Below are 13,253 nucleotides of genomic sequence, written 5' to 3'. Positions count from 1 at the left end.
GTTTTATTGAGGCTCTGTTTAACTTATTTCATGCAGGGCAGTTTGCCAGACGGTCAAATCCGGCAGCCAGGTCGGCGATCAGATCATCTACGTTTTCCAGACCGATATGCACCCGCACCAGCGTCCCGCTGAAGTCGACGCCGCCTGCCGGACGAATGGCGACCAGCTCTTCCGGCTGATTCGCCAGGATCAGCGACTCATAGCCGCCCCATGAGTAGGCCATGCTGAAATGCCCGAAGTGGTCGAGATACTCCGCCAGCTGGTGGTCGGTCAGACGGGCCTTAAGGACAAAGGAGAACAGTCCGCTGCTGCCAGTGAAATCCCGTTTCCAGAACTCATGCCCTTTACATTGCGGCAGGGCCGGATGGTTAACTACCGCCACTTCCGGTCTTGCTGCCAGCCAGTTCGCGACTTTCATTCCGCTTTCGTCGTGCTGGCGCAGGCGTACCGCCAGCGTTCTCAGGCCACGGCTCGCCATATAGGCTGTATCAGCATCCACCATCTGGCCCATCAGGTAGGAGTTTTCACGCAGCTGCGCCCAGCAGCGCTCATTGGCCACGGCGGTGCCAATCATCGCATCGGAGTGGCCAATCAGGTATTTGGTCCCCGCCTGAATGGAGATGTCGATGCCGAAAGAGAGCGCCGGGAACAGAATGCCGGCAGCCCAGGTATTGTCGATCATAATGATCGCGTCCGGGGCTTTACTGCGCACGGCGGCAACAATAGCCGGGATATCCTGCACTTCCATAGTGATGGAAGCGGGGGACTCCAGGAAGACTACCCGGGTTGTTGGCTGCACCAGTTCGGCAATCTCTTCGCCGGTGCAGTGATTGAACCAGGTGGTGGAGACGTTCATTTTGCTGAGGATTTTGCTGCAGAAGTCCTGAGTCGGCTCGTAGACCGAACCGGCCATCAGCACGTTATCGCCAGCGGAAACAAAGGCCAGAATGGCGTTAGCTACCGCAGCTGCGCCGCACGGATAGAGCACGCAACCCGCGCCGCCCTCCAGTTCGGTCATCGCCTCCTGCAGGGAGAAATGGGTCAGCGTTCCGCGACGGCCATAAAACAGTTCGCCCTCAGCCCGTCCGGCCGTGGCCCGTTTTTTTTCTGCCACGCTGTCAAACACCAGCGATGAGGCCCGCTGGATCACGCTGTTGACTGACCCCATGGTATATCGTTTGCGGCGTCCGGCGGCAATCAGCGCCGTTTCAATGTTTTTACTGGTCATCAGGATGCTCGGTTAACGGATGGCATTTATTCCCTAACGTTAACACGGCAGGCGGCGGCGTGAAATTCGCCAACCCGCTAAGTGACAAAGATTCAGCAAAAACCCTCTGCTTATCGGTAACAAAACCGAAAGAGTGTAAAAAATTGGCAACCAGCGGGTAAATAGTAATGATAACCACTATCAATTCGTCATTGATTTGGTATGATCCGCACTGGCTTTTTTTACCGTTTTCCGTTGGAGAGACACAGCGTGACGAATGATTTGATGCAGACGGATCTCTCCGTCTGGGGCATGTACCACCATGCAGACATCGTGGTTAAAGTGGTAATGATCGGTCTGCTACTGGCGTCGGTTGTGACATGGGCCATTTTCTTCAGTAAAAGTGCAGAGCTCAGCTCGGCAAAACGCCGCCTGAAGCGTGAACAGCAGGCGCTGGCCGGTGCCCGTTCCCTGCAGGATGCAGCCGACACCTGTGCGAAATTTAAAGGCAACAGCCTGACCACGCAGTTGCTGAAAGAAGCTGAAAATGAGTTGTTATTGTCAGAAGACTCAGACGATAACGACGGCATCAAAGAGCGTACCGCTTTCCGTCTGGAGCGCCGTGTGGCCTTCTTCAGCCGTCACGCAGGTCGTGGCAATGGTTTCCTGGCCACCATTGGTGCCATTGCGCCGTTTGTCGGCCTGTTCGGCACGGTATGGGGCATCATGAACAGCTTTATCGGTATCGCCCAGACGCAGACCACTAACCTGGCTGTGGTGGCTCCGGGTATTGCGGAAGCGCTGCTGGCAACCGCCATCGGTCTGGTTGCCGCTATCCCTGCGGTCGTGATCTATAACGTGTTCGCCCGCCTGATCGGCAACTACAAAGCGATGCTGGGTGATGTGGCTGCACAGGTGATGCTGCTGCAGAGCCGCGACCTGGATCTGGCCGCCAGTAATGGCTCACAGCGCACGCAAACCGCGCAGAAACTGCGGGTAGGGTAAGCACCATGGCAATGCGATTAAATGAAGATCTCGATAGCAACGGTGAAATGCATGAAATCAACGTCACGCCGTTTATCGACGTCATGCTGGTGCTGCTGATTATCTTTATGGTCGCCGCGCCGCTGGCCACCGTTGACGTTCGCGTTAATCTGCCTGCCTCGACCAGTGCGCCTCAGCCGCGTCCGGAAAAGCCGGTCTATCTCTCTATTAAGGCGGATAAGCAGCTGTTTATCGGCAATGATGCGGTAACCGCAGACTCGCTGGTGGATGCGTTGAACGGTCAGACGCAGGGTAATAAAGAGACCACCATATTTTTCCAGGCTGACAAGTCGGTGGATTATGAGACGCTGATGGGCGTAATGGATAAGCTGCGCCAGGCGGGGTATCTGAAGATTGGCCTGATGGGCATGGAAACCGTCAGTAAGTGATCAGGTTGCTCCGTTAAGTCATACGAACAGCAAAAAGCCCCGTGAAGGGGCTTTTTAATGGTGCAGAGTTTGTAAAGTCAGGAGGATTACATCTGTACTGCCGGAACTCCGCCATGCTTTGCCTGATACTGACGGATCAGGCGTTTAATCACCATTGTGCCGATCAGGCCACATACCGCTGCGAAGGTCAACCATACGCCCGGCATCGCCTTATCACCCGTGGCGTGGATCAGATAGCTGGAGACTGCCGGAGTGAACCCGCCAAACAGTGCAGTCGCCAGGCTGTAGGCCAGTGAGAAACCGGTAGCGCGCACTTCAGCAGGCATCACCTCGGCCAGATAAACCACCATCGCACCGTTATAGCTGGCGTAGAGGAAGGAGAGCCACAACTCGGCCTCCAGCAGGTGGGCAAAGGTCGGAGAACCCACCAGCCAGTGCAGAACGGGCCATGCGGTGGCAATCATCAACACGCTGAACAGGATCAGCAGCGGGCGGCGGCCATAGCGGTCAGACACCGCACCCATTATTGGCAGCCAGATCAGGTTCGACAGGCCCACGCAAAGCGTGACGAAGAAGCTCTGCTTGTCGCTCATCATCAACACGGTTTTGCCAAAGGTTGGTGTAAAGGCCGTGATCATATAGAACATCACGGTGGTGGTGACGACCATCAGCATCCCCGACAGAACCAGCGCCCAATTGCGGCCCACCGAACGGACAATTTGCCCCATTGTGGGATGGACTTTGCGCTGGCTGAACGCCTCTGTTTCTTCCAGCATGCTGCGGATCCAGAACAGGAAAGGCACGATCAGACAGCCAATCACGAACGGAATACGCCAGCCCCAGTCAGTGACCTGGTCTTTTGCCAGCAGGTGATTCAGGCCCAGACCAAGCAGAGCGGCAAAGATCACCGCAATCTGCTGGCTACCGGACTGCCAGCTGACGAAAAAACCTTTACGATTTTTCGGCGCGATTTCAGCCAGATAAACCGAAACCCCACCCAGTTCCACCCCGGCGGAGAAGCCCTGCAGCAGGCGTCCTGCCAGGATCAGGATCGGGGCGGCGGCCCCGAGCGTGCTGTAGCCGGGAACCAGGGCGATGGTCAGCGTACCGATGGCCATCAGACCCAGCGTCACCAGCAGCCCTTTCCGGCGGCCGTGATGGTCAATATAGGAGCCCAGAATAATCGCGCCGAGCGGGCGCATCAGGAAACCGGCACCGAAGGTCATCAGCGTCAGCATCAGTGAAGCGAACGGGTTATCTCCGGGGAAAAAGGTTTTGGCAATGGCGGTGGCATAGTAACCAAACACCATAAAATCATACATCTCCAGAAAGTTACCGCTGGTGACGTTGAAGATGGTTTTGGCATTGCCCTGAGGCTTTTTAGGGGAAGAAGCTACGGCAGTCATACAGCATCCTTATGGGTTTTCTCCCGTTTTAGCCTGCACTGAGCGGATTTAATGTGATGAGAGTCACCGTTAATAAGGTGCATTCCGATTACATTGGTAACAAAAAATTAACAGATTCAGGACCATCGCGCTCTGGACCTTTTTGAGCACTGGCAGAATCTTCTGAAGCGAACGGGTAACATTTTTTAATATTTTATCGCATTTGGCTGATATGGATTTTTAGCCTGTTTTCAGCTTGTTGGCCGGTATAAATGTTTCCGGACTGGACACTCAATTTCAGACTGCCAGGGTTATTCATGAGTTTTAATGATTAATTCAGGAGGAACCATGACAGACCAGTATAAAATGCAGAATCCTCTCGAGCAGTATCACACCGGCGAGTACCCAAAGCAGCAGCAGAGTGCGCCTGGCATGCAGGCTGAAATGCGCCCGGTCCCGGACTGTGGTGAAAAAACTTATCGGGGCAGTCAGCGCCTTGAAGGGCGAAAAGCGTTAGTCACCGGCGCAGACTCCGGGATTGGCCGTGCTGCCGCCATTGCCTATGCCCGTGAAGGGGCTGATGTTGCGCTCTCCTATCTGCCCGAAGAGCAGCGTGATGCTGAAGATGTCGCCCGGCTGATTGAGCAGGCCGGGCGTAAAGCCGTCCTGTTGCCAGGAGATATCAGCCAGGAAGCATTCAGTAAGAAACTGGTAGAGGATGCCCGTGAGTATTTGGGCGGACTCGACATTCTGGCGCTGGTGGCTGGTAAACAGGTTGCAGTTGACAACATTGCTGACCTGACCACCGATCAGTTCCGCAAGACATACGATACCAACGTGATGTCGCTGTTCTGGATCACCAAAGCGGCCATTCCTCATATGCCGGCAGGTAGCAGCATTATCACAACCTCGTCGATCCAGGCCTACCAGCCGAGTCAGAATCTGCTGGATTATGCTTCCACTAAAGCGGCCATTCTTAACTACACCAGAGGGCTGGCGAAACAGGTTGCAGAGAAGGGTATCCGCGTAAACAGCGTGGCTCCGGGACCAATCTGGACAGCATTACAGATTACCGGCGGCCAGCCGCAGGAGAAAATCCCGGGCTTCGGTGAACAGACGCCGCTGAAACGTGCGGGCCAGCCTGCCGAACTTGCCGGGGTCTATGTTTACCTCGCCTCGCAGGAGTCCAGCTACGTCACCGCCGAGGTCCATGGCGTGACGGGCGGGAACCATCTCAGCTAAAAAGACAAATCAATCACCACGTTGTAGCTGTTGCTGCCCGCCACTGGCGTGGCCTGCAAAGTCAGGAACTGCGCCGTGTAGTTGAAGGTACGGGTCAGCCTATCCGTCGATACGTTGTTGGCACCGTGCCTGAACCTGTCACCTGTTTGCCCGGCAGGCAAAGCCCCAGTGCCCCAATCCCGATACAGACGTTGTAATTGACCAGCGTTGATGAGCTGTAAGTGGTTGCAGCTCCGCCAATGGTCATTTCGCTGGTGCAGGCCGAGATGTGGTGCCGGAGCTAAAGCATTTTGTCGGTGGTGAGGAAGTGGGTGTGCTGCCCACGCTGAAAAAAGAGCTGGCAGAGACCGCGCCGCTTTCAGACGCAGTCTGAAATCAAGCCCGGGGTTCTCGAGACTGCCTTTTTGGTTGGCTAAATGACGAGTGGCGGTCGTTTTACTGGCGTTTGCCACTTTTTGATACTGGCTGGCACTGATACCCAACCCAACACCTTGTTCGCCGCCATCCAGCAATCGGCCCAGTAGCAATCCGCGCTGCTGTAGAACATGGCGCAGACGCGGTAATAACTCTGCCTCTTGCCAGTGAAAATTGGGCCAGTTGTTCTGTTGCCAGATCCAGGAAGTCACAGGCGGCTCATTGTGTTTGGCAGTGAGTCGAAATAAGTCATCTATTCGGCTCATATGGTGAGCCGAATATGGCAGGTTATCGGCTCAGAGGCGAATTGCGGGAGGCTGTTAATGTAATAAAGAGCGAAGAAAGCAGTCCGCCAGCCTCTGTCTAATCGACACTGGCAGACCTATAATAGTGGGCAAATTCCCTGGATGGGTCTGTCACAGTTTTGGCTAAATATCAGCAGTTAATCGATCAAGTTCAGCAGCAGATCGTCAGTGAGATCTGGTTGCCGGGTGAAAAGCTTCCCTCTCTGCGTGAGCAGGTCTCGCTGAGCGGCATGAGCCTGATGACGGTGATGCATGCCTATCAGGTGCTGGAGAGCCAGGGCTGGATCCAGTCCCGCCCGCAGTCCGGCTACTACGTTGCACCCCGCGCGGAGTTTCTCAGCCAGCCTGCCGGGCACCTGAAGGTCCAGCTGGCCGAGTCGGTGGATATCAATGCCTTTATTTTCGATGTGTTACAGGCCTGCCGCGACCCCGCTATTGTGCCTTTTGGCTCTGCCTTTCCCGATCCGGGACTATTCCCACAGCGCCAGCTGATGCGTTCACTTACCGCTGTGTCGCACTCGCTCAAGCCTGCTGATGCCCTTAATAATTTGCCACCGGGTAATGAGACACTGCGTAAAACGCTGGCGCAACGTTATGCCCTGCAGGGCATTCAGGTATCGCCGGATGAAATAGTGATCACCAACGGGGCGATGGAAGCGCTGAACCTGAGCATGCAGGCAGTGACCGAGCCGGGCGACTGGGTGGCGATAGAAAATCCCTGCTTCTACGGGGCATTGCAGGTGATTGAGCGGCTCAAGCTGAAAGCCGTGGCGATCGCCTCCGATCCGCAGCATGGTCTGGATCTCGAAGAACTTTCCGGGGCGCTGGAGCGCTGGCCGATCAAAGCCTGCTGGATGATGACCAACCAGCAGAACCCGGTGGGCTATACGCTGAGCAAAGAGAAAAAGCAGCAGCTGGTGACGCTGCTGGCAAAACACCAGGTGGCGTTGATTGAAGATGATGTCTACAGCGAGCTCTATTTTGGCAGTGAAAAGCCGCTGCCCGCCAAAGCTTTTGACCGGGACAGCAGCGTGCTGCACTGCTCATCATTCTCAAAAAATCTGGTGGCGGGCTTTCGGGTGGGCTGGGTTGCCGCCGGTAAGCATGCCCAGCGAATTCAGCGTCTGCAGCTGATGAGCACGCTCTCCACCAGCGCCCCAATGCAACTGGCGCTGGCAAACTATCTGGGTACCCGCAGCTACGACAGCCATCTGCGGCGGCTGCGCCAGCTTCTGGAGCAGCGTAAGACCCAGGCGCGGGCCTCACTGAAACGCCACCTGCCTGCTGCCGCACGGATTAACGATTCGCAGGGCGGCTATTTTCTGTGGATTGAGCTGCCCCGGCAGATCAACACCACTGACCTGTATTACCTGGCGCTGCAACACAATATCAGTATTGCGCCCGGTAAAATGTTCTCTTCCGGCGAGCAGTACGCCAACTATTTCCGCTTCAACACGGCATGGGAATGGGGGGAAGTGCAGGAGGCGGCCGTAGCGACACTCGGTGGCCTGATTGCCGGAATGCTGTCGGGTCAGCCGGGCTGACCCGCGAAACTCAGACGCTGGAGGCGGGCTGCTGGCCCCAGGTGAGATGATAGACATCATAAAAGTCCACCTCGCCTTTTAGCGAGATCAGCTTTTCAATGCCTTTTTTGACGTTATCCGGGACCTGATTACTGGAAAGAATATCCTGAATCGCTTGCTGCGACAGGGTACGCACGTAATACCATTCCCCGTTATAACAGACACGCAGGTCCAGCGTATCAATATCCTCAAAGCGGTAACGCGGATTCACATCCAGCATCATCAGGCCGCTCATCAACAGTACGAAGAAGGTCGCGCCCCAGAATGCAGGCCAGCCAAGAAACTCGGTGGTGAAAATTAACGCCACGGTCAGGGCATAGCAGACATACATTGACGCCCACAGTCCGGGGTGACTTTTTAAAAAGGTAAAGCTGAGGCGCGGTTTATTATCACGCTGTTCTTCACGGTTCAGCGTGTCGATTTCACGAAGCAGGATTTGTTTGACGTCTTCCACAATGGATCTCCCAACTGATTCTGCTAACACTTAATCACAGGTTGTCAATTCACGGCAGACACAGTTAGGGTAAATAAAGCTATAACAGTTGCGCTGAAATGGGGAGTTTTGAGAGCTTTTAGGACATAATTTCCTCCAGATTGGGAAAGAGAAGAGATGACTAAGGAAATAATGAAACAGGTACTCAGAAGCACTCTTTTTATCACCGCAATTGGCAGTGCTTTTCCCGCGCTGGCAATCGACTGCGGCAAAGCTTCCAGCATTGTAGAGAATACCATTTGCAACTCTTCCCAGCTCACCTGGCTTGACTCGGTAATGAGTAATGCTAATCGTGAGGCGCTGGCGGGAAAAAATGCGGCGCCCGCTCTTCAGCATATTGAAAAGTGGCATGATTCACGGAACGCCTGCACCTCCATCAATTGCCTGCGATGGGCATATCTTCAGGGACTTAGCACACTGAACCAGGCACCGGAAAATTTTAACTGGAATGGTACCTGGTGGAATACTTCGGCCACCAATGGCAACGGCGGGAAAATCGTCATCAGCAAAGCCAACGAGTGGGCGTTCGATTTTTCCGGGGAGATATGGGGAGGCGTTTACAAATCGGCCCTGCGCAGCAACGTGAAGAAATACTGGGGGCTGGGCTTTACCGATCGCATTGCATGGGGCGGAGATTGTACCGTGCTGTTTATTCCACGGCCCGACGGAAAAATCGAGATTAACAGTGATAACAGCGGCAGCTGTAAGCTGCTGATGCAGGATAACATCACTATTGATGGTGTGTATCAACGATCGGATATCGATCCCCGTCCGGCCGCCACATTACAGTCGATAGGCGTGTTACCGACCAGCGCGTTGGATGAGCGCTTCCGCCAACTGGCCGGTAAGGATTATCTGAAGTATGTTTGGGCGGCAAACAACGTCCTGTATTCGGAAGATCAGGACAATATTGGCGCAACGGTGCTGACCTTATCGGTTAAAGGGGCTGCCAGCCGTAATGCGGCGATCATCATGTATACGCCGGAAGGCAAAATTTGGGCAATGCTGGTCACGCCGGATGCCGGTAAAGAAAACAAAATCAGCATCAGCTATATCACCACCGAACAGGGTGAGAAAACCCCGCCCAAAACGCTGACTAACTGGCGGGCTTTGTTCCTGGATTAAGTGGGCCAGCGGCCGGTATACGGCTTAACTCAGGGCGGATAACCCCCTGAGCTTTCCCATTTTTGTCAGGTTACCGTGCCGACAATCCGTAAATCCACTTCATCAGGCACCTCATTGTAAGAGAGAATATGCAGCCCGGCGGCGAACAGTCTGGAATAGCGGGCTATCAGCGGGCGCAGTTGCGGGGTGACCAGCAGCACCGGCGTCAGGCTCTGCGCCTTCAGCTGTTCCAGCACCACCGGCAGCGTGGACTGCAGCTGGGTGAGGATATTGGGATCGACCGGGAAGCTGTCGAGACTGACCTTGCCGGCCTGCTGTGCCTGGCTCAGCGATCCGAGCAGCAGCGTTTCCAGTTCATTATCCAGCGTGTAAGCCGAAAGCGGTTTGTTATCCGGCGCGATTGCCGCCACCAGCGCTCGCCGCAGCGCAAATCTCACGTCGGAAGCCAGCAGGATGGCATCTTTGGTCAGTGCGGCGCTCTCCACCAGCGTGGTGCCGATGGTGGCGATATCCTTCAGCGAAACCTGCTCCTGCAGCAGCAGGCGATAGACCTTGAGCTGCTGGCTATAGTTCAACGCGATATTCAGCTCTTCCGCCAGCCTCGGCGCAACAGCGGAAAGGCGCTGGTTGAGCGGGGTGATATCATCAAAATTAAACAGCTCCGGCAAATGCTCCCTCGCGACCTTGTTCACATGCGTGGCGATCACGCTGGCGCAGTCCACTACCTGATAGCCGTAGTTGAGTGCTTTAGCCTTACTCTCCGGGGTTATCCAGGTCACCGCCAGCCCATAGGCCGGATCGGTATCCAGCACGCCGTCCACTTCCCCATACTGTTCTGCGGTTGGAATTGCCATCAGCCGGTCGGGATGAACCTCTCCCAGCGCGGTGCGGACGCCGTTCACTTTAATCACGTACTGCACCGGCTTGAGGCGAAAATCTTCGCGGATGGCTATCTCCGGCAGCAGTACGCCACTGGTTTCTGACACCACCTGACGCACCCCGCGTACCCGTTGGGTCAGGGTATTGCCGCGGGATTTGTCCACCAGCGTCACCAGTTTATAGCCGAGATAAAGGCTGAGAGGTTCAATCAGCGGAATACTCTGCCAGCTGACGGTCACGCCATCATCGGCATCCAGCGCGCGTGCCACGCTGGCAAGCTCCTCGTTGCTCTGGGCAGGAGGCTGCACCACACGGCTCTGACGCCAGGCGATAAACAGCATCAGCGCGGTAAAAATCAGGAACACCAGATGCGGCATTCCCGGCACTATCGCCAGCACAAACATCACGAAGGCGGCGGTGCAGAGCGTGGCAGGTTTGGCCAGCAGCTGGCTTTTTATCTCATCGGCAATGCCGCCGCTGTCGTCGTCACTGACGCGGGTAACGATAATCGCCGCCGCAGTGGCTAACAGCAGCGAAGGGATCTGTGCTACCAGCCCGTCACCAATGGTCAGCAGAACATACTGTTCAAACGCCTGACCGGCATCCAGGTTGTATTTAAAGATGCCGATCAGTATCCCGCCGACCACGTTGATCAGCAGGATCATGATCCCGGCGATCGCATCACCGCGCACAAACTTCGATGCGCCGTCCATCGCGCCGTAGAAATCAGCCTCATTGGCGACGTCCCGGCGGCGTACACGGGCCTGTTCCTGATTAATTAACCCGGCATTCAGATCGGCGTCGATCGCCATTTGTTTGCCGGGCAGGGCGTCCAGCGTGAAGCGGGCCGACACTTCAGAAATACGTTCTGCCCCTTTGGTCACCACCACAAAGTTGATGATCATCAGGATGATAAACACCACAAAGCCGACCACAAAGTTGCCGCCGATCACCACGTTACCGAAGGATTCAATCACCTTACCGGCAGCGCCAATCCCTTCGTGCCCCTTAAGCAGTACCACGCGGGTGGAGGCCACATTGAGCGTCAGGCGCATCAGCGTGGTGATCAGCAGCAGGGTGGGGAACACCGAGAAATCAAGTGGACGCCTGCTGTTGACGCTGGCCAGCAGCACCATCACCGCCAGCACAATATTGAAGGTGAACAGCACGTCCAGCACCAGCGGTGACAGCGGCAGGATCACCATAGCCAGCACGCACAGCAGCAGCAGCGGCACGCCGAAATGGCTGTTGCGCAGCAGGGCCAGCGTCTGGCGGAAGCTAAACTTAGACATGCTCAGTTTTCCCCTCAACAGGAACAGGAATTTGCAGATCCAGCCGTGGCTTCTCGCCCGTTCCCTGCCGCCACGCCTTCAGTTGCATGACATACGACAGGATATGCGCCATCGGTCGGTACAGGGAGGCTGGGATTTGCTGATTAACACGGGTACTGTGATAAATCGAACGCGCCAGCAGTGGGAACTCCACTACTTCAATCTTGTGTTTCTGTGCCACGCTGCGGATGTGCAGGGCGATATCATCCATCCCTTTCGCCAGAATAAACGGCGCTGCGGCTTTTTCCGGAGCGTACTTCAGCGCCACTGCGTAGTGGGTTGGGTTCATGATCACCACGTCAGCCCCGGGCACCTGGCTGGAAATCTGCCCCATCGCCAGCTGGCGTTGCAGCTGGCGCACGCGGCCTTTAATCTGCGGATTCCCTTCCTGATTTTTGTATTCGTCGCGCACCTCTTTCTTGGTCATGCGCAGCTTCTTGATAAACATGAATTTGCTCAGCGGCACGTCGATAAAGGCGAACACGGCGATGATCATCACAAAGCGCTGCATAATGTCGCCATACTGCTGCAGGCCGGAGACAATCGCGTCATGCAGAAAGTGGCTTTCCAGATTCAGCAGCTCCGGCAGTTTCTGACGGAGGGTCATCGCCAGCATCGCCAGCAGCACCGCGCATTTGAGGATCATCTTCAGCACATCGACAAAATGCTGTTTACCCACCAGCCGTTTCACCCCGGCGATCGGGCTGAGTTTTTTGAAGTCAGGCATGATACGTTTCAGCACGAAAACCCAGCCGCCGGGCATCAGATTTGCCAGCGCAGCTGAGACCGGAATGGGCACGAGGGTGGCCGCCACCTTGATGACAATCAGCACGTTAAGCAGCATAAATTCATGCAGCGCGCCGTCGTCGTTGATATGGTCCGCAATGCGCCGCAGGGCAATAAAAGAGCCGTGGATCAGGCTCTGATAGTATGGAAGAAAGGCACTGAGGGTTACCAGGCTGGCGATTAGCCCCACCGCCATACCCAGATCTTTCGAGCGGGGAATATCCCCTTTCTCGCGGGATTTTCTCAGCTTAGTGGCACTGGGCTTTTCAGTTTTATCACCGCTACCGGACATCAGTTCACCTTTAATCGTTCAAGCTGCGCCAGCACGTCGTTGGTCAGCGTCAGATAGTGTTGGGGAATGCGGCTGCTCAGCAGCATCAGGCAGAGCAGGCCAAACAGCATGCTGATAGGAAAACCCAGCGCAAACAGGTTCAGCGTGGGTGAAACCCGGTTCAGCAGGCCAAAGGTCCCCTGAACAATCAGCATGATGATCACAGTCGGCAGCGCCAGCAGCAGCGCACCGGACATCATCCAGCCGAGCCCGGTAGCGAACGTTTTCAGCGTCAGCGAAGTAATCGCCTGGTCAATCGGCCACATGGCAAAACTTTTGTAGAGGATGGTCACTAACAGCAGATGTCCGTCCATGCCGAAGAACAACAGGCCGCAGAACACCGCAACAATCTGCGAAATCACCATGGTAGAGCTGCCGCTGCTGGGGTCGTTCATCACCGCCATACCCAGACCCATATTCATCGACAAAATGGCGCCGGAGGTCTGCAGGGCCAGGATCGCCCAGTTCAGCATCTGCCCGAACAGAAACCCCCAGAGGATCTGCTCGCCGGTGAGGATCAGGGCCTGCGCGGTCATCAGGTCATGCAGTACCACGTTGTTGCCAATCATCGGGGTGATAATGATGCTCAGCAGCAGCGCCAGACCCACTTTTGCCTTGCGGGGAAACGAGCGGTGCTCAAACAGCGGACAGAAGTGGAAAAAAGCAGCGATGCGCACCATCGGCAGCCACAATGCCAGCAGCGGGGCAATCAGGTCCTGAATATTGATGCTCATGGTTT

At 55.5% G+C, this 13,253-nt stretch carries 11 protein-coding genes and 1 pseudogene; 5 read left to right on the top strand and 7 right to left on the bottom strand.

Annotation, left to right across the window (positions count from 1 at the left end):
- Positions 1 to 28: 28 nt before the first annotated feature.
- Entirely contained in the window at positions 29 to 1,228 is a 1,200-nt protein-coding gene (gene metC, locus AC3Y5R_RS09640) for a cystathionine beta-lyase (protein ID WP_489921142.1), read from the bottom strand.
- A gap of 249 nt (positions 1,229 to 1,477) precedes the next feature.
- On the opposite strand from metC, the gene exbB reads away from it, so the two are divergent.
- Together exbB and exbD are read left to right on the top strand one after the other, a co-directional pair.
- Positions 1,478 to 2,212: a tol-pal system-associated acyl-CoA thioesterase gene (exbB, locus tag AC3Y5R_RS09635; protein WP_489921141.1), complete on the top strand. Its 735-nt coding sequence runs from the start codon at positions 1,478 to 1,480 to the stop codon at positions 2,210 to 2,212.
- Between the two features lie 5 nt (positions 2,213 to 2,217).
- The gene (gene exbD, locus AC3Y5R_RS09630; RefSeq protein ID WP_489921140.1) at positions 2,218 to 2,640 is read left to right on the top strand and encodes a TonB system transport protein ExbD; all 423 of its coding nucleotides are present in this window, start codon (positions 2,218 to 2,220) and stop codon (positions 2,638 to 2,640) included.
- 86 nt (positions 2,641 to 2,726) lie between these two features.
- On the opposite strand, the gene AC3Y5R_RS09625 is transcribed toward exbD, so the two are convergent.
- The gene (locus AC3Y5R_RS09625) at positions 2,727 to 4,046 is read right to left on the bottom strand and encodes an MFS transporter (RefSeq protein WP_489921139.1); all 1,320 of its coding nucleotides are present in this window, start codon (positions 4,044 to 4,046) and stop codon (positions 2,727 to 2,729) included.
- A 327-nt stretch (positions 4,047 to 4,373) separates the two neighbouring features.
- Between AC3Y5R_RS09625 and AC3Y5R_RS09620 the strand changes: the two genes are divergently transcribed.
- Complete coding sequence (locus AC3Y5R_RS09620; protein WP_489921138.1) at positions 4,374 to 5,267, top strand: SDR family oxidoreductase; 894 nt, start codon at positions 4,374 to 4,376, stop codon at positions 5,265 to 5,267.
- 392 nt (positions 5,268 to 5,659) lie between these two features.
- Here the strand turns inward: AC3Y5R_RS09620 and AC3Y5R_RS09615 are convergent.
- A pseudogene (locus tag AC3Y5R_RS09615) lies at positions 5,660 to 5,947 on the bottom strand (DUF4172 domain-containing protein); the annotation flags it as partial.
- A 158-nt stretch (positions 5,948 to 6,105) separates the two neighbouring features.
- Between AC3Y5R_RS09615 and AC3Y5R_RS09610 the strand changes: the two are divergent.
- A complete protein-coding gene (locus AC3Y5R_RS09610) occupies positions 6,106 to 7,530 on the top strand; it encodes an aminotransferase-like domain-containing protein (protein ID WP_489921137.1) in 1,425 nt (474 codons plus the stop codon).
- Positions 7,531 to 7,540: 10 nt separating this feature from the next.
- Here the strand turns inward: AC3Y5R_RS09610 and AC3Y5R_RS09605 are convergent, their stop codons facing one another.
- The gene (locus tag AC3Y5R_RS09605) at positions 7,541 to 8,023 is read right to left on the bottom strand and encodes a YlaC family protein (protein WP_489921136.1); all 483 of its coding nucleotides are present in this window, start codon (positions 8,021 to 8,023) and stop codon (positions 7,541 to 7,543) included.
- 156 nt (positions 8,024 to 8,179) lie between these two features.
- Here AC3Y5R_RS09605 and AC3Y5R_RS09600 point away from each other — a divergent pair, with 156 nt between their 5' ends.
- Positions 8,180 to 9,187 (top strand): lysozyme inhibitor LprI family protein, encoded by a 1,008-nt coding sequence (locus AC3Y5R_RS09600; RefSeq protein ID WP_489921135.1) that lies wholly within the window; start codon positions 8,180 to 8,182, stop codon positions 9,185 to 9,187.
- Positions 9,188 to 9,252: 65 nt separating this feature from the next.
- On the opposite strand, the gene AC3Y5R_RS09595 is transcribed toward AC3Y5R_RS09600, so the two are convergent.
- From AC3Y5R_RS09595 to fliR, 3 genes are read right to left on the bottom strand one after another with little or no spacing between them, the layout of a single operon-like run.
- On the bottom strand, positions 9,253 to 11,358 hold the full coding sequence (locus AC3Y5R_RS09595) for a flagellar biosynthesis protein FlhA (protein ID WP_489921134.1): 2,106 nt from the start codon (positions 11,356 to 11,358) through the stop codon (positions 9,253 to 9,255).
- Positions 11,351 to 12,478 carry a flagellar type III secretion system protein FlhB gene (flhB, locus tag AC3Y5R_RS09590; protein WP_489921233.1) on the bottom strand — a complete coding sequence of 376 codons (1,128 nt, stop codon included), beginning with the start codon at positions 12,476 to 12,478 and terminating at the stop codon, positions 11,351 to 11,353. Before flhB ends, AC3Y5R_RS09595 begins: the two co-directional genes overlap by 8 nt.
- Complete coding sequence (gene fliR / locus AC3Y5R_RS09585; RefSeq protein ID WP_489921133.1) at positions 12,475 to 13,248, bottom strand: flagellar biosynthetic protein FliR; 774 nt, start codon at positions 13,246 to 13,248, stop codon at positions 12,475 to 12,477. Before fliR ends, flhB begins: the two co-directional genes overlap by 4 nt.
- Positions 13,249 to 13,253 lie beyond the last annotated feature (5 nt).

The sequence above is a fragment of the Erwinia sp. 009765445 genome, assembly GCF_058137865.1.
The sequence above is the reverse complement of the archived record's forward strand: the minus strand, read 5'-3'. Positions and strand labels throughout refer to the sequence as shown.